Raw genomic sequence first — 20,415 nt, 5'->3', positions numbered from 1 at the left:
GGGTCTTCAAAGTTGAGCGGTGCGGAGGTGTCCGCGGGCTCGGCGTGTGGTGACGCAGTGTGTCCGTAGTCGTTGGTTGTCGGCATTGCGGAAGCCGAACGCGTTGCGAGCGACGAGCTTGATCACGCGGTTGATGCCTTCGCTTTTGGCGTTGCTGTGCCCGGTGTGGATGAACGCTTCGATCTCCGGCCACCAGCGGTCGACGGTGACGGCGAGCTGCCTCACCTCGGGGATGTCGGAGTCCGCGCACCAGGTGAGGAACTTCCAGCGAGCGTGGCCGACTTGATGGCGGTCGGCGCCAGTGCGGGCGCGCGCGAGGAGGTTGCGGAGGTTCTCCTTGGCGATCCACGCCGTCAGCAGGGTCTGGCCGATCCTTCCCTCGCCCAGCAGTGCGTTCCACATCGTGGCGAACTGTTCGTCGGTGAGGTCCTCTCGGTTGCGCAGCAGGCGCCGTCTGGCTTTCCACTCCGGGTCACTGGCGCGTCCGCGCCGGCCGCGGGTCTCGGCGGTGGTGCGGCGCCTGACCGTGGACAGCATCTTGTTGGCGAGCTGGACGATGTGGAAGTGATCGACCACGACGGTGGCGTGCGGGAGACCGGTGCGGACGGCGGCGCGGTAGGTGGCCGACATGTCGATGGCCACGTACTCGATGCCATTTCTCCAGGCCAGCGGGGTGGTGGCGAGCCAGGCGAGCACATCGGCGACGGTGCGGCCCTCGACCTGGCCGAGCAGGCCGCCGGCGCCGAGTGCGTCGACGAACCCCGTGTGCCACCGATCGCGCGTCAGCATCCATTTGCCCGTGGCGGGGTCCTGTTCCCAGCGCGGCCGTCCGCGCCGGGTCTCGTCGATGCCCAGCACCTTCACCTCGGGCAGCGGCGCCTGGGTGACCTCATGTGCGGCGGTGCGGAAGGCGTCCATCACGGTGGGCCAGGACAGGTGCGGGTCACGGGCGGCCTGGATGACGGTGGAGGCGGCGTCGCGTATCCGCTGCCCAGCGGCACCGCGCAGCCGCATGGTGATCCGCGCGCCGGCCGGTAGCTGCGGGATCTGCTCGGTGAAGGACCGGCGCGGGCAGCCGGGCTCCCGGCACCACCAGCGGCGTTTGTGCCAGCGGAACTCCAGCCCGCTCTCGCCGTACGGCAGATCGCGGGGCCGGGTCGTCGCGGAGCCCTTCACCCGGGTGGCGAACACCCCGCACTCGGGACAGGCCCGTGCCCGCTCATCGGCGGTGATCAGGTGCACCCGGCGGGTGCCGTCCTCCAGCCGCTCCACCCGCGCGACGGCCAGGCCGTCCAGGTCGAGCAGCAACGTCGTATCGTTGTCCAAGCCCGTGGTTTCTGGGTGATCGTTCTGCGTCGAGAACAGAAATGATCACTCATGGCCACGGGCATCCTGCTACCAGGGCAACCTCCATCACCCGTGGTCTTCACGCAACGTGACAGCCAGTCAGTCCACTCGGGACGACACACCGCTCAAGTTCGAAGACCCNTGGTCTTCACGCAACGTGACAGCCAGTCAGTCCACTCGGGACGACACACCGCTCAAGTTCGAAGACCCACTTTTCAGCGCTTTCATGATCTCAACGGTCGACGACATCAATGACGAACCATCATCAGAACCCACATCGCTCACTACCACAACAACCGAGACCGTTTCTCCGCCCGACTCCCCAGAGACAGAAGCAGAGGAAGACAACGACAACGGCGGGACAGGCGGCCAGGACCTCGCTGGCCAAGTGGGTATCCAGTTCGGATACGCCTGTTCCCCCATCGGGGCTCTCGGCATCGCCGAGGACGGACGTCCCGCCAAGTGCTTCATGGGCAAGGACGGCCGGGCTCGGTGGGGCTATGACTCGAATCGCGGTTAACGTCACGGTGAGGGCTCATGCCCCCCACCAAAGGTGGGCTGGTCACAGCCCTACCCCAGTAGCTCACTCAGCTTCTCCGAACCTGCCTTGAGGCTCTGCGGGTCCGGGTGCACGTACACACGCTTGGTGAAGGACAGGTCGCTGTGTCCGGCCCAGGCGGAGACAACCGTGTCGGGAACGCCGTTGTTGGCCATCCAAGACAGACAGGCGTGACGCGCGTCGTAGAGGCGGACTCGGCGTACCCCTGCCTCCTCCATCAGCTTCTGGGCTTCGCGGCGAAGCTTGTCCGTCTTGAACGGTCTCCCCAACTCGTCGACCACGACATACCCCGAGCCCTCGTAGGCCTCGCCTGCCTGCTCGGCACGGGCGAAGCCACCTTGTGGCACCACCTGCGCCGCTGGTGGCGGCCCGCGTACGAACCGACCCCCGCCGAACGCCGGGCGGTGGAAGTCCGCGCCCAACTGGAGCACGACTACCTGGAACTCGCCGCCACCGACGCGGACCTCAGCGAGGCCCTGGTGGAGCGCGCCCACGCCGTCCGCCCGACGACGTGGACGTGAGACGGCGCGGTGTCCGTGCCGCAGCACCCAGGGCGTGTGTCGAATGTCCCGCCTGCGCACCGGACACCGCTGCGCCCGCGCTTCGCGCGGACGACGGGACATTCGACACATGCCCTGCCAGGAGGACTTGATGAGATGTCCGGCCGAGCAGGTTCCGACGACGCCGTCCTCGGGCGGTGGCGGGACCGCGGTGCCGTACGCCACCACGCTCGTCGTCCATGTCGACGAGCCCGATCTCGTGCCGGACAGACGCGTGCCGGGCGAGTCGGCCCGGCTGCTCGCCCAGGTGAAGGTGGCCGTCTTCGACCGGGCGCGGGGGGAGCACGCCGACCCCGGGCAAGTCGCCCTGCTCATCGCGCTCGACCTCGCCGAACACCGCAGGGAGCGCATGGTGGCCGCGGTGCGCGACGCGCTCACTGCGATGCCCTCGGGGGTGTCGTTCGCCGTGGTCACGGCGGGCGGCGGGCGCGGCGAGGGGCCGGTGCGCTACTACCCGGCCGGCCCCGGCTCGTGGGCGCCGGCCGACCGGCGGCACCGGGTCAATGCGGCCTTCGCGATGGGCGCGGCTCCGCTGGCCGCCGACGGCGCACCGAGATCCTTCGGCTACGACGGATGGCTGGCCGAGGCACGGCGGCTGTTCGCGGGGTGCGACCGGCCGCTGTGCCGGCTGCTGCTGGTCACCGACGGGAGCACCGGATACGAGGACGCGTCGCTCGCCGCCCAACTGGCCGCGTGCGGCGCCGAGTTCACCTGCGATGTGATCGCCGTCGGCAAGCACTGGGACTACCGGCCACTGGAACGGATCGTCGGCCGTCTGCGGGGGACGGCCGACGACGCGGGCCCGGACTTCGCCGCCGCGCTCGCCGCGGCGGTCCGCCGTGCCTGCCGCCGTGCCTGCCGCCGTGCCCGCGCTGCCGCTGGAGGTCACCGTACGCCCCGGTGTGAGCGTCGAGTCCCTTGTCCAGCTCACGCCCGAGCACCTCGAACTCGCCGCCGACCCGCCGTCCGGACCGTACCGTCACGTGTTCCCCACCCTGCCGTGGGATCCGACGGGCGCCGCCGGCGAGTTCCTCCTCGCCCTGCGCGCGGACGGCACCGACGACCCGCTCGGCGAGGAACTCCAGTTCGCCATGGTGTCGCTGGGGTCCCTGCATGAAGCCGTCACCGCCCGCTGGCGCGATCCCCGCCTCCCACCCGCACGGACCGCCCCCCCCGCACGAGCGACGAGATGACCGGCGACAGCAGCCGCCTCCTCGACTCACGGCACCGGATGGTCATGCATCTCAGAAAAGGTCTCAAAGCCCTCGCGGCCGGTCGACGGGCCGACGCGGAACGGCACTTGGGAGAGGCCGCCGCGGCGGCGCACCGGAGCGGCGAGGGCTGGGTGCTCGCCGAGATCGAGGTCTATGGCGAAGTCCATGACGCCGCCGCCGGATCGGTCAGCGTACGCCTGCCCGCCGACACCCACCGGGTCAGTGTCACCCTGCTGCGCCTCGGCGCCCGGTCGGCTGCCGGGACCACGGGCCGCACGTCAGGCCGGCAGCGCCCCGCCGGCCCCTGCCCGGTCTGCGAGGAAACGCCCGTTCCCGGGGCCCTTTACTGCACGCGCTGTGGAGAGGGGCTGTCATGAGTCGGCGGCGCGAGCGGCCCGGCGTGGCTCCGCGCGGTGTGAGCACGCGACGGCTGCTGTTGCGTCACCTGTGGGCGTTCCTCGGCTGCGCCGCCGTCGGTGTCACCCTGCTCACCGGCGTGGCCGTATCGCAACTCGACGCAACGGTAAGGGAGTTGCGCGAGGAGGTCGCACCGTCCGTGCAGGGTTCGGCGGCCGTCAGGCTCGCTGTGCTGCGCGCGGACAAAGCGGCCCGGGACTCGATCGACCAGAAGGTCGCCGGTACGGTCGGCGCGGGCGAGACGGCCGAGAGCCAGCTCGCCGCCGCGGACCAGGGCCTCACCCAGCTCGCGGACCACGTCGGCAGCGACATCGACCAGGACATCTCCGCGGTCAACGGCCTGCTGGAGGCGTACAACAAGGCCATCACCCTCGCCACGGGCAAGTACCAGGCGGACGGCGAGATGCGGGACGAGAAACTTGCCGAGGCCCATGCCCTCCTGGAGCGCCCCGACACCGGCCTGCTCGACCGCCTCGACACGGTCGCCACCGCCGAACAGCGCCGGGCCGGTGAACTCGCCGACCTGGGACTCCTGTTGACCGCGTCGTGGGTGGCGGCGGCGGTCGCGCTGGCGGCCGCCGCCACCGCGGCGGGCCTCGAGTGCCGGGCCATCAGCCGACGCTGCGGTCGGCTCCTCGCGCCCTGGGTACTGGCCGGCGCCACCGGCTTCCTGGCCCTGGCCGCCGTACCGGCCTTCCTGGCGTGGCGTACGGCGGAGAGCCTGAACGCCGTCCGCACCGACCTCGCGGCCATCCTGGACATCGCGCTGAACGACTCGCTGCACGGAAACGCCGGGGCCCTCGCCGCCGCGCAGCAGCGGGTCGCCGCCACCGGCCTGCCCGGCCTGTCCGCCTTCGGCTGGTGGAACGTCGCCTACGTCGTCGTGGGCGTGGCCGCCTCCTGCGCCGTCGTCGCCGGCGTCGTCGCCCGGCTCACCACCGACTACCCGGTGCGCCCGGTCGACTGGTCGTGGGCGCGCGGCCTGTGGAACCGCGTGACCCGCACGAAGGGGCGCCGCCGGATCGCCTCAGCAGCCGCGTTGGCTGTCGTGGCGGCGATCGTCACCCCCCAGCTCCTGGAGCGGGATCCCGTCGTCACCGTGCTCGGCCCATGGACGGGCGAGGAGGAACAGCGCTTCCGTGAGCTCATGGAGGCCGAGGGCATCCGTATCCGCTACCAGGGCACCTCCGCCCAGCGTGAGGTGCTGCTCTCCCGTGTGCAGGCCGGCGACCCGCCCGACATCGCGATCATGCCGGGCATCGGGGAGCTGGCCGAGTACCGCGCCGAGAAGCACCTGAAGCCGCTCGACGACCTGGTCAAGGGCCTGCGATACGCGGGCCCCTGGCGCCCGGAAGGCAAGGGCCAGACCTACTGGTGGCCGGTCAACGCCAACCTCAAGAGCATCGTGTGGCAGTCTGCCGTCGGCAGCCCCACCACCCTGTCCTCCTGGTGCCTCGGCATGGGCGAGGACGGCGCCGCCGGCTGGCCCGGCACCGACTGGATCGAGGACATCGTGCTGCAGCAGGCGGGACCGGACGTCTACGCGGACTGGGCCCGCGGAACCGGCAAGGACGCCTCCACGGCGTGGACGAACGGGTCGGTCCGGGAGGCATGGCGGCAGTGGGCCCGGTTCCTCGCCACGGACAGCGAACGTGCGAAGCGGGCACTGACCACGGACTGGCGCGGCCCCGCCGCTCTCGCACCGGGCAACGACACCGCCTTCCGCGAGGCCACACCCCGGTGCGCCTTCGAACACCAGGGCTCCTTCGCACAGGGCGACGACGGCGCCCGCCTCACCGACACGGCACCACTGCTCCCGGGCGGGCCCTACCGGACCCGGGGCTACGAGGTGTCCGGCGATTTCGCCGCCCTCTTCAATGACAGGGAACCGGCCCGCAAGGCGCTGCGCGCCCTCTTCTCCGAGGCCGGGCAGCAGAGGTGGGCGGGCCAGGGCACCATGTACTCGGCGATGACCACGGTCATGACGGAGGTCGCCGACCACGGCAAAGTGGATGCCACCGCACGCGCGATCTACGGAAAGTTCCGGCAGACCGAGGTGCCGCGCTGCCTCGACGCCTCCGACGTCATGCGCCCTGCCGTGCGGGACGCGTTCCACGAGGCGGTCCTGCGGACTGTCGCCGCCGTGGCCAGGCGCGGACTGTCCGACGTGAACCTCGATGACATCCTGGAGGGCGTCCAGAACGTCCAGAACGTCCAGGAGTTGACGGACAAGGACGAGGGGGTCGCGGGCCTCCAGGTGTGCAGCGAGGCCGGCGCATAGGTTCGGCCGAGTACGAGGAGCGGGCGCACGACGGGGGCCGGTTTCAGCCTCCGCCGTCGAGGTCGGTGCGCTGGCGGAGTACTCGGAGTTCGTGGCCCACGAGTTGCATGTCGTAGAGCTTGCCGCGGGCATTGTCGAAGGGGCGGTGGAGGATCATCGTCAGTTGGCCGTCGAAGGTGTGGAAGAGCATGCCGTGGCCGCTGTCGTCGCGGAGCAGGGGGCGGTGTTGCCATGGCCCCGTGATGTCGCCGGACTTCGAGACGGCGTAGGTCTGGACGTAGCCGCCGCTGATGGTGCCGTCGGCCGTGGCCGCGTTCTTTTCGTAGGTCGACCACAGCATGAGGAGTGAGCCGTCAGTGGTGCGGTACAGCTGGGGGCCGTCGGTGATGTAGGGCGGGAGTTGGTGCGGTACGCCGGCGGGGATCTGGTCGTTGAGCCAGGGCGCGTCCGAGGCCTTGAACAGGAAGGTCGGGGCGCCTGTCGTGCGGGTCAGGTCGGGGGTGAGCCGGATCGCCTCCACGGTGCCGTCGATGGTCTGCAGCCACTCGTGCGCGTACACCATCCAGGGCTGTCCGGACGGGTCGACGTACAGCGTGCCGTCGAGGGTCATCAGGTTCTCGGGTGGGGTGGGGCGCGCGGGATCGACGGCTGTGAAGGGGCCCAGGAGTGAGTCGGAGACGGCGGTGATCGTGCCGCGCATGTGGTTCTTGAGCTGGAACGGCGTGCCCCAACGGCCGGCCGGGGGTACTGGGAGCGGTCTGTCCTCGTTGTGGAGGGTGGTGAACAGGTAGTACTTGCCGTTCCAGGCGTGGACCTCCGGCGCCCAGCCGCCGTCGGTCGCCCAGATTCCCGGTTGCTCGGCGGTCAGGAACACCACGACGGGGCGGGTCCAGTCGCGCAGGTCGCGGCTGCGGTAGACCATCGTGCCGGTGCCGTCCACGCCCGATACGGTCGGGTCGTTGGACGTGTAGAGGTAGTACGTGCGGGTCGCGTCGTCGGCTAAGATGAACGGGTCGTGCAGTGGCATGTCGGGAAGCAGCATCAATGTGGTGTCCGTCTCGGTGTCGGTTATGGGCGAATCCTCCTTTGTGTCAGCACGGTTGACTTCGCGTGCGCTCCAAGTTGAAGACTCCTTCTCGAGCCCGATGGGCGGGCGCAAGGGGAGGCAGCGGCATGAAGTACCGCATGATCGGCAGTGATCCGGCTACCCGCCGCGAGGTGAGCGTTCTGGCGCTCGGCGCGATGTTGTTCGGCTCGCAGACGGACGAGAAGACCGCCTTCGCCTTGCTCGATCGGTATGTGGAAGCCGGAGGGAACTTCATCGACACGTCCGACAACTACGCCTTCTGGGCCGATGGCGGTCAGGGCGGGCAGAGCGAGGAGTTGCTCGGGCGGTGGCGGCGCAGCCGGGGCGTCGGTGACGAGATCGTCATCGCGACCAAGCTCGGCGCCCGACCGCTCGCGCCCGGTACCAGCTATGTCGACAACGCCGAGGGGCTGTCGGCGAAGGTGATCCGGGAGTCGGCGGAGCGGAGCCGGGAGCGGCTCGGGGCGGAGCGGCTGGATCTGCTCTACGCGCACATCGAGGACCGTACGGCCCCGCTGCGGGAGACCGTCGAGGGGTTCGCGGAACTCGTCGTGGAGGGCACCGTCGGTCTCCTCGGCGTGAGCAACCACGCCGTCTGGCGGGTCGAACGGGCCCGCGCTCTCGCCGCGGCGGCGGGACTGCCCGGGTACGACGTGCTCCAGTACCACCACAGCTACCTCCGCCCGCGCACCGACATCCCGGGCGACCTCTGGCCGGACGGCACCCTCGGCGCGACCACCGCCGAACTGCTGAGCTATCTGGAGGCCGAGCCCGAACTCACCCTCGTCGCCTACTCGCCGCTGCTCACCGGCGGGTACGTACGCCCCGACAAGCTGCGGCCGGACTACGACCACCCGGGCACCCCCGCCCGGCTCAAGGCGCTGGAGGAGGTCGCGCGGGAGGCGGGGGCGACCGTCAACCAGGTGGTGCTCGCCTGGCAGTTGGGTGGCCGGTTCCCGATCGTCCCGCTCGCCGGGGTGTCTTCCGTGGCCCAACTGGAGGAGAACCTGGGCGCGGTGGACCTGGAGCTGACGGAGGAGCAGCGGGGCAGACTGGACGCCGCGCACTGACGGCGGACGGTCCGTGCCGGTGGGCCGGCCCCCGGTCACACCTGGCTGACGTTGGCGGTGAGCGTCCGCAACAGCTGTTTGGTCGTGGTGTGTTGCTCGGGGGTCAGGCCCATGGCGTCGCCTATGTCCATGGGCACCGTACGGGCCCGCTCCTTGAGCTGTGCACCGGATTCGGTGAGACGGATGGCGACGGAGCGTTCGTCGTCCGTACGGCGTTCGCGGCGGAGCAGACCGCCGGCCTCCAGGCGCTTCAGGAGCGGGGAGAGGGTGCTGGACTCGAGCTGTAGCGCGGCCCCGAGGTCGCGTACGGAGATCGAGTCCTGCTCCCAGAGCACGAGCATGACCAGGTACTGCGGATAGGTCAGCCCCAGCTCTTCCAGCAGCGGCCGGTAGCGGGCCGTGACCGCGCGCGAGGCGGCGTACAGCGCGAAGCAGAGCTGGTCGTCCAGGAGCAGGGTGTACCCCTGCGCCGGCTCCGCTCCGGCGGTGCTCACGAAGTCGCCTGTTGTGCTCACGGTGTCGCTCCTCGGTCCCGTGCTCTTCATGACGATCTCCCACCCTACCTTTGAGTCTCCCCGATTGTATCGTGCACTAAACAGTAGTTCGGTATGGAATCGAGCATGAATTAGTTGTGTACGACTTAATCGGGAGCTACTGTTATCGTGTGCCGCCGCCCCGGCGAACCTCGTCGGCCGAGCCTGCCCCGCGGCACCCGATCCCCGAGGAGACCGCCATGTCCGAGACCGCCCGCCCCCGTCCCGTTCTGGAGCCCGCCGCCGCTGCTTTCGCGGAGGCGACCGCGAACCCGCCGTACCTGTTCGACCTCGGGCCGGTCGAGGGCCGCAAGGTCGTCGACGAGGTGCAGTCGGGCGCGATCGCCATGCCGGCCGTCGACGAGGAGTGGGTGATCGTGCCGGGCGGACCCACCGGCGAGCTCCGGGCCCGTATCGTCCGGCCCGAGGGAGCCAAGGGCGTGCTTCCGGTGATCCTTTACATCCACGGCGCCGGCTGGGTCTTCGGCAACGCCCATACCCATGACCGGCTGGTGCGCGAGCTGGCCGTGGGCGCGCGGGCCGCGGTCGTCTTCCCCGAGTACGACCTGTCGCCCGAGGCCCGATACCCGGTCGCGATCGAGCAGAACTACGCGGTGGCCCGCTGGGTCGTCACCGAGGGCGCCGGCCACTACCTGGACGCGACCCGGATGGCCGTGGCCGGGGACTCCGTCGGCGGCAACATGAGCGCCGCGCTGACCCTGATGGCCAAGGAGCGCGGCGATGTGCCGCTGGTCCAGCAGGTGCTCTTCTACCCGGTCACCGACGCCGCCTTCGAGACCGGTTCGTACGACCAATTCGCCGAGGGGTACTTCCTGCGGCGCGACGCCATGCGGTGGTTCTGGGACCAGTACACGAGCAGTGAGAAGGAGCGCGCCGAGATCACCGCCTCACCGCTGCGGGCCACCGCCGAGCAGCTCAAGGGGCTGCCCCCGGCGCTCGTCATCACCGCCGAGGCCGACGTCCTGCGCGACGAGGGCGAGGCGTACGCCAACAAGCTGCGCGAGGCCGGGGTTCCGGTCACCGCGGTGCGCTACCAGGGCATCATCCACGACTTCGTCATGCTCAACGCCCTGCGGGAGACCAACGCCGCCGAGGCTGCCATCGGGCAGGCGATCGGCACCCTGCGCACGGCCTTCGGGACCGTATGACCTTCAGGATCGTCTGACCTTCGGGACCGTCTGACCTTGTGGGGAAAACGGGCCGCCCCGGCCGGGAGTGATCCGGCCGGGGCGGCTTCATGCGCGGGCGGTGTGTCAGGCGAAGTTCGCCAGCGCCTCGTTCCAGGTGGCCGACGGGCGCATCACCGCGGCGGCCTTGGCGGGGTCGGGCTGGTAGTAGCCGCCGATGTCGGCCGGCTTGCCCTGGACGGCGATCAGCTCGTCGACGATGCGCTGCTCGTTCGCGGTGAGCGTCTCGGCGAGCGGCGCGAAGGCCTTGGCCAGGTCGGCGTCGTCGGTCTGCTTGGCCAGCTCCTGGGCCCAGTACAGGGACAGGTAGAAGTGGCTGCCGCGGTTGTCGATGCCGCCGACGCGACGGGAGGGAGACTTGTCCTCGTTGAGGAAGGTCGCCGTGGCGCGGTCGAGGGTGTCGGCGAGGACCTTGGCGCGGGTGTTGCCGGTGACCTGGGCGTACTGCTCCAGGGACGGCACCAGGGCGAAGAACTCACCGAGGGAGTCCCAGCGCAGGTAGTTCTCCTTGACCAGCTGCTGGACGTGCTTCGGGGCGGAGCCGCCGGCGCCCGTCTCGAACAGGCCGCCGCCCGCCATCAGCGGGACGACCGACAGCATCTTGGCGCTGGTGCCCAGCTCCAGGATCGGGAACAGGTCGGTGAGGTAGTCACGCAGCACGTTGCCGGTCACCGAGATCGTGTTTTCACCGCGGCGGATGCGCTCCACCGACAGCTTGGTGGCCTCGACCGGGGCGAGGATACGGATGTCCAGGCCCTCGGTGTCGTGCTCCGGCAGGTACGCGTTGATCTTCTCGATCAGCTGCGCGTCGTGGGCGCGGGTCTCGTCCAGCCAGAACACCGCCGGGTCGCCGGTGGCGCGGGCGCGGGTGACGGCCAGCTTCACCCAGTCCCTGATCGGGGCGTCCTTGGTCTGGCAGGCGCGGAAGATGTCACCGGCGGAGACCGTCTGCTCCAGCACCACGTTGCCGGCCTGGTCGACGAGGCGGACCGTGCCGGTGGTCGGGATCTCGAAGGTCTTGTCGTGGGAGCCGTACTCCTCGGCCTTCTGCGCCATGAGGCCGACGTTCGGAACGGAGCCCATGGTCGACGGGTCCAGGGCGCCGTTGGCGCGGCAGTCGTCGACGACGACCTGGTAGACACCGGAGTACGAGGAGTCCGGGAGCACCGCGAGGGTGTCGGCCTCCTGGCCGTCCGGGCCCCACATGTGGCCGGAGGTGCGGATCATCGCCGGCATCGAGGCGTCGACGATGACGTCGGACGGCACGTGCAGGTTGGTGATGCCCTTGTCGGAGTCGACCATCGCCAGGGCCGGGCCCTCGGCGAGCTCGGCGTCGAAGGAGGCCTTGATCTCAGCGCCCTCCGGCAGGGCCTCCAGGCCCTTGAAGATGCCGCCCAGGCCGTCGTTCGGGGACAGACCGGCTGCGGCCAGCTGCTCGCCGTACTGCGCGAACGTCTTCGGGAAGAAGGCGCGCACCACGTGACCGAAGACGATCGGGTCGGAGACCTTCATCATCGTGGCCTTCAGGTGCACGGAGAACAGCACGCCCTCCGCCTTGGCCTTGGCGACCTGCGCGGTCAGGAACTCGCGCAGCGGGGCGACGCGCATCACGGAGGCGTCGACGACCTCGCCGGCCAGGACCGGTACGGACTCGCGCAGCACGGTGGTGGAGCCGTCGTCGCCGACCAGCTCGATCCTCAGCGCGCCGTCCTCGGCGATGACCGCGGACTTCTCGGTGGAGCGGAAGTCGTCCTCACCCATGGTCGCGACGTTCGTCTTCGAGTCGGCGGACCAGGCGCCCATGCGGTGCGGGTGGGTCTTGGCGTAGTTCTTGACCGACGCGGGGGCGCGGCGGTCGGAGTTGCCCTCACGCAGGACCGGGTTCACGGCGGAACCCTTGATCTTGTCGTAGCGGGCGCGGATCTCGCGCTCCTCGTCGGTCTTCGGGTCGTCCGGGTAGTCCGGCAGCGCGTAGCCCTGGGCCTGGAGCTCGGCGACGGCGGCCTTCAGCTGGGGGATCGACGCCGAGATGTTCGGCAGCTTGATGATGTTCGCCGCGGGCGTCTTGGCCAGCTCGCCCAGCTCGGAGAGGGCGTCCGGGATGCGCTGGTCCTCGGTCAGGTACTCCGGGAAGACGGCGATGATGCGGCCGGCCAGCGAGATGTCACGGGTCTCTACGGAGACACCGGCCGGGGTGGCGTACGCCTTGATCACCGGCAGGAACGAATGGGTCGCCAGGGCGGGCGCCTCGTCAGTGTGCGTGTAGATGATGGTCGAGTCAGTCACCGGGTGCTCCGCTCCACGTCTGCAACATTGCTCGACATCAAGATATCTCGTGATCGAGGCGGGCTCGACAGGGGTCCGGGGGTGGGAGTTGCGCGGTGGGGGTTGCGGTGGATGTTTCTCGCCCCCGCCACCCGTACCCGTCCCTCCCCCCCACTCTCGGCTCCGCTCGAGCGGGGGGAGGGACGGGTAGGGGCGGCGGGGGCGAAGACCTCTAGGGCGCCACCTCGACGGCCGTCTCCCTCTGGTGTGGGATCTCGACCGAGGCGCCCGGCTGGAGGGTGACCGTCCTGCGGGGGGCCGGGATGTTGATGCCCTCGGCGCGGTAGCGCTTGTGTAGGCGTTTGATGAACTCGTGCTTGGTCCGGTACTGGTCGCTGAACTCGCCGACGCCGAGGATCACGGTCATGCCGATGCGGGAGTCGCCGAAGGTGTGGAAGCGGACGGCGGGCTCGTGGTCGGGGACGGCGCCCTCGACCTCCTTCATGACCTCCGCGATGACCTCGTTGGTCACCCGCTCGACGTGCTCCAGGTCGCTGTCGTAGCCGACGCCCACCTGCACGAGCAGGGTCATGTCCTGCTCGGGCTGGTTGAAGTTGGTCATGTTCGTGCCGGCGAGCTGCCCGTTGGGGATGATCACCAGGTTGTTGGAGAGCGACTTGATCGTCGTCTGCCGCCAGTTGATGTCGACGACATAGCCCTCCTCGCCGCTGCTCAGCCGGATGTAGTCGCCCGGCTGGACCGTCTTCGAGGCGAGGATGTGGATGCCCGCGAACAGGTTGGCGAGGGTGTCCTGGAGCGCCAGGGCCACCGCGAGACCGCCGACGCCCAGGGCCGTGACCAGCGGGGCGATCGGTATGCCCAGCGTCTGGAGGATCACCAGACAGCCGATGGCGAGGACCGCGACCCTGGTGATGTTCACGAAGATCGTGACCGAGCCCGCGACCCCGGCCCGGGACTGGGTGACCGTACGCACCAGACCGGCGATCACTCTGGCCGCCGTGATCGTGGCGACGAGGATGAGCAGCACCGTCAGGCCCTGGTTCACATGGTGCTGCACCGTCTTCGTCAGCGGCAGCACCGCCGCCGAGGCGGCCGCGCCACCGAGGAACGCGCCCCACGGCACGAGCGCGCGCAGGGTGTCGACGATGACGTCGTCACCGCCCCAGCGCGTCTTCGTCGCGTGGCCGCCGAGCCAGCGCAGCAGTATGCGCAGCAGGAACGCGGCCAGCAGACCCGCGACCAGGATGATTCCGGCCACGAGGTAGTCGTCGAGGGTGAGGGACCGGGTCATCGGTCGCCTCCCGAGGGACGCCGGGAGCGACCGACGGGCCGTATGTGCCGTATGTCAGGCCCCGCGGACCGTATGTGATGCGTCGTCACCTTGCCACCTGCTCGAATCCGGAGTGCACGATCACGCTTTCCCGGACGTGCGTACGACGTGCGTACGGCGTACGTGCGACGTGTGTACGACGCCGGGTGCGACGGCTCATCCTGCCCCATCCGGCTGACTGATCGGCACCGGACCTGCGCGGATCGGCCATTGACGGACCGTCGGGTGCGGCCGAATGTCCGGATACGCGCATCGCCACCGACAGGTTCGCCACGGTTTCTCGGGATGCCCGCGGTCAGATCACCTTCAGCCGGACCAGCGCCCCCAGCGTCAACGCCCCCGGCAGCAGCGGCAGCCAGAGGGTGATGATCCGGTACGCCAGTACCACCGCGGTCGCCACGGCCACCGGGCCGCCGGCCGCCACCAGGGCGACCACGAGCGCCGCGTCCACCGAGCCGAGGCCGCCGGGGGTCGGGACGAGGGCGACGGCGACCGTGGCCGCGAGATACGCCACCACCATGTGCGCCACGGGAACGTGCAGGCCCAACGCCAGCCCCACCATGACGAGTCCGGCCGCCTGGAGCGCCGGGAAGGCCAGCGAGCCGCCCCACAGCGCCAGTACGCGCGTCGGACGCGTGTGCACCGAGCGGGCCTCGCTCAACGCGGTGCGCACGAAACCGAACACGGCTGTGCGCAGCCGTCGTACGAGCAGGAGTACGGCCACGGCCACGCAGACCACGGCCGCGACGATGATCAGCAAGGGAGTGGCCGCCCCGTCGGGGAGGAGGGCGCCGAGACGCAGCGCGCCGGGGAACGTGACCAGCAGGACCAGCAGCAGGCCCACGCGGGCGATCGCCTCCGCGAGCAGATACAGGGCGAGCGCCGCCGACGAGCGGGCCAGCGACACCCCGCACACCGTCATGAACCGCAGGTTCACCGCGCTCGCGCCCAGCCCGGTGGGCAGCACATGGTTCGCCGCCCCCGCCGCGAACTGGGTGGCCAGCAGCCGCAGGGCCGGCAGCCGTTCGATGAGAGAGCCCTGCCGGGTCACGGCCGCCGCGACCCAGGTCAGACAGGTCGCGCAGACCGCCGCCACCAGCCAGGGCCACTGGGCGGTGGCCAAATGGGCGAAGCCCTCGACGAGGACGGAGCGGTGGCGCACGGCGACGACCAGGACCAGGGCGAGAGGGAGCAGGCACAGGATCCGGCGGACCGGGATACGCCTGGCCAGTCCCTGGGGGAGTCGTATCGCTGTCACACTGGGAGAGGTTCTCCGCAGCGCCCCAACGGCAGGTTGCGGGCGCGGGGACAGGGGGTGTCCGGGCGGCGGACTTCACCGCGTCCGCGCGTACTCCGTCCGCACGTACTTCACGACATGCCTTGACCTCAAGATTGCTTGAGGTTTTAGCGTTCTGGTCATGAGTATGGAGACCACCGCCTGGATGCAGCTGCAGGGCATGATGAACGCCCAGCAGCGAAGCCGCCCCTTCGCCCGGACGACGCTACGGCGCGTCGCCGCCTTCGCCCGTCCACATCGTCGCCGTATCGCGTGGTTCGTCGTGATCGGTGTGCTGACCGCCCTGCTCGCCGTCGCGACGCCCGTGCTCGCGGGGCGCGTCGTAGACGTGATCGTCTCGGGCGGGGACGAGGCACTCGTCGTCCGCCTTGCTGTGCTCATCGCGCTCATCGCGGTCGCCGAGGCGGCGCTCGGGCTGCTCGGCCGACGGCTGTCGGCGACGCTCGGTGAGGGACTCATCCTCGATCTGCGGACCGCCGTCTTCGATCATGTGCAGCGCATGCCGGTCGCGTTCTTCACACGTACTCGTACGGGAGCGCTCGTCAGTCGTCTCAACAACGACGTGATCGGCGCCCAACGGGCGTTCAGCAACACCCTGTCGGGAGTGGTGAGCAACCTGGTCACGCTGCTGCTCACGCTCGCCGTGATGCTCACCCTCTCCTGGCAGATCACCCTGCTCTCGCTCGTCCTGCTGCCGGTGTTCGTGATCCCCGCCCGGCGCATGGGCCGCCGTATGGCCCGGCTCCAGCGGGAGGCCGCCGACCTCAACGCGGCCATGGGCACTCGCATGACCGAGCGCTTCTCCGCGCCCGGCGCCACCCTGGTCAAGCTCTTCGGGCGGCCCGACGACGAGTCCTCGGAGTTCGCGATGCGCGCCCGCCGGGTGCGGGACATCGGGGTGCGTACGGCGATGGCGCAGTCGGCGTTCATCACCGCGCTCACCCTGGTCTCGGCCCTCGCGCTCGCCCTGGTGTACGGACTCGGCGGCTGGTTCGCACTGCGCGGCACCCTGGAGGCCGGCGCGATCGTCTCCCTGGCACTGCTGCTGACCCGGCTGTACGCGCCGCTGACCGCGCTGGCCGGGGCCCGGGTCGAGATCATGAGCGCCCTGGTCAGCTTCGAGCGGGTCTTCGAGGTGCTCGACCTGAAGCCGCTCATCGAGGAGAAACCGGACGCCCGCGAGGTGCCCGACGGCCCGGTGGCCGTGGAGTTCGACGACGTCCGCTTCGGCTACCCCTCCGCCGACAAGGTCTCCCTCGCCTCCCTGGAGGAGGTGGCCGCCCTCGACACCCGCGGCGGCACCGAGGTCCTGCACGGCGTCTCCTTCCGCGCCGAACCCGGCCAGACCGTCGCCCTCGTCGGCTCCTCCGGCGCCGGCAAGTCGACCGTCGCCCAGCTGCTGCCCCGGCTGTACGACACGGACGCGGGCACCGTCCGCGTCGGCGGGATCGACGTACGCGACCTCAGCGCCGCGTCGCTGCGCGGCACCCTCGGCATGGTCACCCAGGACGGGCACCTCTTCCACGACACCGTCCGCGCCAACCTGCTCCTCGCCCGCCCCGACGCCACGGACGACGACCTGTGGGACGTCCTGCGCCGGGCCCGCCTCGACGACCTCGTACGCTCCCTGCCCGACCGTCTCGACACCGTGGTCGGCGAACGCGGCTACCGGCTCTCCGGCGGCGAACGCCAGCGCATGACCATCGCCCGGCTGCTCCTGGCCCGCCAGCGCGTCGTCATCCTCGACGAGGCCACCGCACACCTCGACAACACCTCGGAGGCCGCCGTCCAGGAGGCCCTCGCGGAGGCGCTGGAGGGCAGGACCGCCGTGGTCATCGCCCACCGTCTGTCGACCGTACGGGCCGCCGACCAGATCCTCGTCGTCGAGGCCGGCCGGATCGTGGAGCGCGGCACGCACGACGAGCTGCTGGCGGTGGGGGGACGGTACGCGGAGCTGTACCGGACGCAGTTCGAGAAGTCGGAGGCGGAGGACGTGCCCGTCGCCGCGGCGTAGGAAGGCGTAGGAACAGGGGGTCCCCGGAGTTCAGCCCTCGACGCCCGTCGCCGTGTGGGCCGCCCCCACGGGCTTGGACTCCGGGGAACCGCGCTGACGCAGATAGATCGAGAGGACGGCCATGGAGGCGATGGCGAGGAACTCCGACTGCCAGTTCTGCAGCGTCCGGCTCCAGAAGTCGGCGGACAGGATGTACTTGGGCCAGCTCATGGGCGCCTGGAGCTGCCTCAGCTGCTCCTGGTTGTAGGCCGCCACACCGGTGATCGACTGAGCGAGCCAGGACAGCACGAACACGGTTCCCATGACGTAGCCGAGCGAACTGGCGTACAGCTTGAGGCGGAGGCCGCCGGCCGCCGCCCAGCGGGGGGCGTCCGAGCCCGCGTGCGGCCCCACGCGTTGCTCCTCGTCGGACTCGACACCGATCTTGTCCGGGTTCTTCGACTCCGGTGAACCGCGCTGCACCAGCCATACCGTGAGGAAGACGTAGAGGAAGAACTGCAGATACTCGGACTGCCAGTTCTCCATGACGTCGACGGCGAAGTCCGAGGACGCCATGTACTCGCCGAGGGTGACCTGTTGGAGGTCGTCCGCGGCGAGCTGGTTGTTGAAGTCGGCGTGACCGGCGAACGCCTGGCCGACCACGGCGAGGGCGAACAGCGTCAGGAAGACGAGGCCGAGGCCGTTCTCCCGCAGGAACTTCCGTACGGACCGGCTCATCGGGCTCATCGATGCAGTACCCCCAGCGTGATGCAGTAGGCGAGACCGCCCGCGATCACCAGCAGGCAGAGGACGAACATGGTGCGCACCGGCCTCATCCGCCCTTCAGCAGGCACTCGTAGGGCCGCTGCGGGCGCGGAGTGCATCCGGCGGCGATGACCTTCCAGCCGCCGGAGAACTGGGACAGGAACAGGGTGTCCGCGGGGAACACGACACGGGCCTGCCGCCCGCTGACATCGACGCCCTCGATGTCGTCGGCGGCCGGTGCGGCGGAGGGGACCTCCTCCGTCAGGACGCCCTCCTCGCAGGCCGTACGGGCGGACCGCTCGACCTCCTCGCGGACGCTCGGGGCCAGCATCGCGCACACGGCCGCCCCGTCCCGGGCGCCGAGGGCCCGTTCGAAGTCGAGGGCGGCGTCCATGGCCGCCGTGCGCCGCTCCGCGACCGTCCCGCAGCCGGTCGTCAGCACGAGGGCCGCTCCCGTCGTGAACGCCGCTCCCCATCGCCATCGCCAGGGCATCCCAGAGCCTCCCGTTCGGCTGTCGCCGGATGTGTCGACGGACGGTAGCCGCGGCGTGGGGTGCGTCAGGGGTGCCGCGCGACGAGGGTGGACTGCGTCGCCCGGTCGGGGCAACGGGGCTTATGAGCCGCCGGTCGCCGGGCGGTCGGTCGCCGGGCCGCTGGTTCCCGGGCGGTCGGTCGCCGAGCCGTGGGCCCTCGAACCGTAGGTCGCCGGGCCGGCGGTTCCCGAGTCGTGGAATCCGTTCACCGGCAGGCCGTAGACCGCGAAGGCGCGTCGGATGACCGGCTGGGCGACATTGCGGACCCGTACACCGCCGCTCGTGATGCCGTGCTCGGTGCCGAGGTGGGCGTGGCCGTGGACGGCGAGGTCGGCGCCCGACTCGTCCATCGCCTCGGCCAGCAGATAGCTGCCGAGGAAGGGATAGATCTCCAGGGGCTCACCGACCAGGGTGTCCGGCACCGGCGAGAAGTGGGTGAGCGCGATCCGGACCGCGCAGCCGTCCGCCGCGAGCCCGTCCAGGGCGCGGCGCAGACCGTCCGCGAGACCTCGGGTGTGGCGGACGAAGGCCTTCATCTCGGGTTCGCCGAACTCGCTGCCGCTGCGCCCGGCGAAGCCGCCGCCGAACCCCTTCGTCCCGGCGACCCCGACCCGGACCCCGTCGACGTCGACGACGGTTCCCTCCCCCTCCAGCACGGTCACGCCCGCCGCCCGGAGCACGTCCGTGACGTCCTCGGGCCGCTCCGAGTGGTGGTCGTGGTTGCCGAGGACGGCGATCACCGGCACCGGCAGGCCCGCCACCTCGTCGGCGACGACTTGTGCCTCCTCGGGTATGCCGTGCCGGGTCAGGTCCCCGGCCAGCAGCAGGAGATCGGCGTGGTCGGGCAGCGTGTCGAACGCCGGTCGGAGCAGACCCCGGCTGTCCGGCCCCAGATGGATGTCGCCGACGGCCGCGACCCGGATCACGACAGCTCCTCGGAGTGGTCGGGCGCGCTGACGTCCGCCAGCGCTATGTCGGCCCGGACGCGTACGCCCGGCAGCTCCTCCGCCACGATGCGCAGGATCGCCTCGCGGTCGTGCGCGGTGGACGCGGTGCCGGTGATGTGCACGGTGTCGCCGCGGGCCTCGATCCGCATACCGAGCTCGGCCAGATCGCCACGCGCGAGCTGTTCCCCCAGGTGGGCGATGCGGTACTCGGTGTTCGGCGCCGAGTGGGCGGCGCCGGTGCCCGGACCGGTGTCCGTGCCGACGCCCACGTCGTCGTCGACGGCCGATCCGTTGTCAGGTTCTGTCGCCATCGCCGGTCTCCTCCGGCTCGATCACGTTGAGGCGCTCCAGCAGATACAGGAAGGCGGCGGGCATGGGCTCGGCACCGCACTCGCGCCGGACCCGGGCCCAGTCGATCTTCTCCCGCAGGGTGCGGGCGATCGGCAGTACGGCCCCGAAGTCGCAGTAGTGCTCGGAGAAGGCCAGCAGACGGCCCACGAGCAGGTCGGTGACCGCCAGTACGGGCATCCACACGGACTCGACCGACAGCACCTCCGCCCGGTCCAGCAGCTCACGGGTCACCGGAACCCGGGCCGGCCGGAAGATCAGGTCGACCTCCTGTCCCTGACTTCGGGTCTTCAGCAGCCAGTCCTCCGGAGGCTCGACCACCTCAAGCCCGGCCGCCTCCAGCGTGGCGGTCACGGCCCCGATGTCCTCCGGCAGCACACAGAAGTCGACGTCGTGCTGGAGCGTCCCGGGGCCGCCATGGGCGTACACGGCGACACCGCCCGCCAGCGCGAAGGGGTGCCCACCCCCTTTGAGCAGCGAAGCGACCTCCTTGGCCGCTTCGAGGATCGCCGGGGTGCGGTCCGGGGGGAGCCCGCCGTCGGTCGGGTCGGCGAGGTCACCCGCCGCCCTGGAACTGCCACCCCGCGTCTTCATCCGGCGCCGCCGACAGCCGCGCGGGGTGCGAGGCACCGCTGGAGCA

19 protein-coding genes are annotated in these 20,415 nt (G+C 70.5%); 7 read left to right on the top strand and 12 right to left on the bottom strand.

The features are described from left to right. Positions 1-6: 6 nt before the first annotated feature. On the bottom strand, positions 7-1,326 hold the full coding sequence (locus tag F3T56_RS07690) for an ISL3 family transposase (protein WP_149823933.1): 1,320 nt from the start codon (positions 1,324-1,326) through the stop codon (positions 7-9). A gap of 591 nt (positions 1,327-1,917) precedes the next feature. Further along, positions 1,918-2,187, bottom strand: coding sequence for a tyrosine-type recombinase/integrase (locus tag F3T56_RS07685; protein WP_246203475.1), 270 nt, complete (start codon positions 2,185-2,187; stop codon positions 1,918-1,920). Here F3T56_RS07685 and F3T56_RS47530 point away from each other — a divergent pair. From F3T56_RS47530 to F3T56_RS07665, 4 genes are all read left to right on the top strand, one after another. Then, complete coding sequence (locus tag F3T56_RS47530; protein ID WP_246203476.1) at positions 2,077-2,427, top strand: hypothetical protein; 351 nt, start codon at positions 2,077-2,079, stop codon at positions 2,425-2,427. The two genes, F3T56_RS07685 and F3T56_RS47530, sit on opposite strands and share 111 nt — an antisense overlap. Positions 2,428-2,557: 130 nt before the next feature. After that, a complete protein-coding gene (locus F3T56_RS07675) occupies positions 2,558-3,583 on the top strand; it encodes a vWA domain-containing protein (protein WP_149823931.1) in 1,026 nt (341 codons plus the stop codon). 72 nt (positions 3,584-3,655) lie between these two features. Continuing rightward, positions 3,656-4,057: a heme biosynthesis HemY N-terminal domain-containing protein gene (locus F3T56_RS07670; RefSeq protein ID WP_149823930.1), complete on the top strand. Its 402-nt coding sequence runs from the start codon at positions 3,656-3,658 to the stop codon at positions 4,055-4,057. Next, positions 4,054-6,378, top strand: a complete 2,325-nt coding sequence (locus F3T56_RS07665) for an extracellular solute-binding protein (RefSeq protein WP_149823929.1) — start codon at positions 4,054-4,056, stop codon at positions 6,376-6,378. Before F3T56_RS07670 ends, F3T56_RS07665 begins: the two co-directional genes overlap by 4 nt. A 43-nt stretch (positions 6,379-6,421) precedes the next feature. Here the strand turns inward: F3T56_RS07665 and F3T56_RS07660 are convergent, their stop codons facing one another. Beyond that, on the bottom strand, positions 6,422-7,420 hold the full coding sequence (locus tag F3T56_RS07660) for a glycoside hydrolase family 43 protein (protein ID WP_149823928.1): 999 nt from the start codon (positions 7,418-7,420) through the stop codon (positions 6,422-6,424). A gap of 131 nt (positions 7,421-7,551) precedes the next feature. Between F3T56_RS07660 and F3T56_RS07655 the strand changes: the two genes are divergently transcribed. Then, the gene (locus F3T56_RS07655) at positions 7,552-8,535 is read left to right on the top strand and encodes an aldo/keto reductase (RefSeq protein WP_149823927.1); all 984 of its coding nucleotides are present in this window, start codon (positions 7,552-7,554) and stop codon (positions 8,533-8,535) included. 35 nt (positions 8,536-8,570) lie between these two features. Here the strand turns inward: F3T56_RS07655 and F3T56_RS07650 are convergent, their stop codons facing one another. Continuing rightward, positions 8,571-8,990, bottom strand: a complete 420-nt coding sequence (locus tag F3T56_RS07650; protein ID WP_149823950.1) for a transcriptional regulator, SarA/Rot family — start codon at positions 8,988-8,990, stop codon at positions 8,571-8,573. Between the two features lie 278 nt (positions 8,991-9,268). Between F3T56_RS07650 and F3T56_RS07645 the strand changes: the two genes are divergently transcribed. Further along, positions 9,269-10,237: an alpha/beta hydrolase gene (locus F3T56_RS07645; protein ID WP_149823926.1), complete on the top strand. Its 969-nt coding sequence runs from the start codon at positions 9,269-9,271 to the stop codon at positions 10,235-10,237. A gap of 105 nt (positions 10,238-10,342) precedes the next feature. Here the strand turns inward: F3T56_RS07645 and F3T56_RS07640 are convergent, their stop codons facing one another. From F3T56_RS07640 to F3T56_RS07630, 3 genes are all read right to left on the bottom strand, one after another. After that, on the bottom strand, positions 10,343-12,562 hold the full coding sequence (locus tag F3T56_RS07640) for an NADP-dependent isocitrate dehydrogenase (RefSeq protein ID WP_149823925.1): 2,220 nt from the start codon (positions 12,560-12,562) through the stop codon (positions 10,343-10,345). A gap of 211 nt (positions 12,563-12,773) precedes the next feature. Continuing rightward, complete coding sequence (locus F3T56_RS07635; protein ID WP_149823924.1) at positions 12,774-13,853, bottom strand: mechanosensitive ion channel family protein; 1,080 nt, start codon at positions 13,851-13,853, stop codon at positions 12,774-12,776. 334 nt (positions 13,854-14,187) lie between these two features. Then, positions 14,188-15,150: a lysylphosphatidylglycerol synthase transmembrane domain-containing protein gene (locus F3T56_RS07630; protein WP_149823923.1), complete on the bottom strand. Its 963-nt coding sequence runs from the start codon at positions 15,148-15,150 to the stop codon at positions 14,188-14,190. Between the two features lie 166 nt (positions 15,151-15,316). On the opposite strand from F3T56_RS07630, the gene F3T56_RS07625 reads away from it, so the two are divergent. Further along, complete coding sequence (locus tag F3T56_RS07625) at positions 15,317-17,203, top strand: ABC transporter ATP-binding protein (RefSeq protein ID WP_172638844.1); 1,887 nt, start codon at positions 15,317-15,319, stop codon at positions 17,201-17,203. A 30-nt stretch (positions 17,204-17,233) separates the two neighbouring features. Here the strand turns inward: F3T56_RS07625 and F3T56_RS07620 are convergent, their stop codons facing one another. The 5 genes from F3T56_RS07620 to F3T56_RS07600 all read right to left on the bottom strand — a co-directional run bounded on the left by F3T56_RS07620 (position 17,234) and on the right by F3T56_RS07600 (position 20,369). Next, entirely contained in the window at positions 17,234-17,920 is a 687-nt protein-coding gene (locus F3T56_RS07620; RefSeq protein ID WP_149823949.1) for a DUF6766 family protein, read from the bottom strand. 94 nt (positions 17,921-18,014) lie between these two features. Further along, complete coding sequence (locus F3T56_RS07615; RefSeq protein WP_246203472.1) at positions 18,015-18,389, bottom strand: hypothetical protein; 375 nt, start codon at positions 18,387-18,389, stop codon at positions 18,015-18,017. Between the two features lie 171 nt (positions 18,390-18,560). Next, positions 18,561-19,406 (bottom strand): metallophosphoesterase family protein, encoded by an 846-nt coding sequence (locus F3T56_RS07610; RefSeq protein ID WP_246203471.1) that lies wholly within the window; start codon positions 19,404-19,406, stop codon positions 18,561-18,563. Then, a complete protein-coding gene (locus F3T56_RS07605) occupies positions 19,403-19,738 on the bottom strand; it encodes a hypothetical protein (RefSeq protein ID WP_246203470.1) in 336 nt (111 codons plus the stop codon). Before F3T56_RS07605 ends, F3T56_RS07610 begins: the two co-directional genes overlap by 4 nt. Then, complete coding sequence (locus F3T56_RS07600) at positions 19,722-20,369, bottom strand: nucleotidyltransferase family protein (protein ID WP_149823920.1); 648 nt, start codon at positions 20,367-20,369, stop codon at positions 19,722-19,724. The genes F3T56_RS07605 and F3T56_RS07600 overlap by 17 nt, the downstream gene beginning before the upstream one ends. Between the last annotated feature and the right edge of the window lie 46 nt (positions 20,370-20,415).

Origin of the sequence: Streptomyces tailanensis, from assembly GCF_008386495.1 — a bacterium.
GTDB lineage: Bacteria > Actinomycetota > Actinomycetes > Streptomycetales > Streptomycetaceae > Streptomyces > Streptomyces tailanensis.
The sequence above is the reverse complement of the archived record's forward strand: the minus strand, read 5'-3'. Positions and strand labels throughout refer to the sequence as shown.

Coding starts and splice junctions, on each gene's coding strand:
- F3T56_RS07675 (WP_149823931.1), top strand. CDS start 2,558: ATGAGATGTCCGGCCGAGCAGGTTCCGACGACGCCGTCCTCGGGCGGT.
- F3T56_RS07670 (WP_149823930.1), top strand. CDS start 3,656: ATGACCGGCGACAGCAGCCGCCTCCTCGACTCACGGCACCGGATGGTC.
- F3T56_RS07665 (WP_149823929.1), top strand. CDS start 4,054: ATGAGTCGGCGGCGCGAGCGGCCCGGCGTGGCTCCGCGCGGTGTGAGC.
- F3T56_RS07660 (WP_149823928.1), bottom strand. CDS start 7,420: ATGCTGCTTCCCGACATGCCACTGCACGACCCGTTCATCTTAGCCGAC.
- F3T56_RS07655 (WP_149823927.1), top strand. CDS start 7,552: ATGAAGTACCGCATGATCGGCAGTGATCCGGCTACCCGCCGCGAGGTG.
- F3T56_RS07645 (WP_149823926.1), top strand. CDS start 9,269: ATGTCCGAGACCGCCCGCCCCCGTCCCGTTCTGGAGCCCGCCGCCGCT.
- F3T56_RS07635 (WP_149823924.1), bottom strand. CDS start 13,853: ATGACCCGGTCCCTCACCCTCGACGACTACCTCGTGGCCGGAATCATC.
- F3T56_RS07625 (WP_172638844.1), top strand. CDS start 15,317: ATGGAGACCACCGCCTGGATGCAGCTGCAGGGCATGATGAACGCCCAG.
- F3T56_RS07620 (WP_149823949.1), bottom strand. CDS start 17,920: ATGAGCCGGTCCGTACGGAAGTTCCTGCGGGAGAACGGCCTCGGCCTC.
- F3T56_RS07605 (WP_246203470.1), bottom strand. CDS start 19,738: ATGGCGACAGAACCTGACAACGGATCGGCCGTCGACGACGACGTGGGC.
- F3T56_RS07600 (WP_149823920.1), bottom strand. CDS start 20,369: ATGAAGACGCGGGGTGGCAGTTCCAGGGCGGCGGGTGACCTCGCCGAC.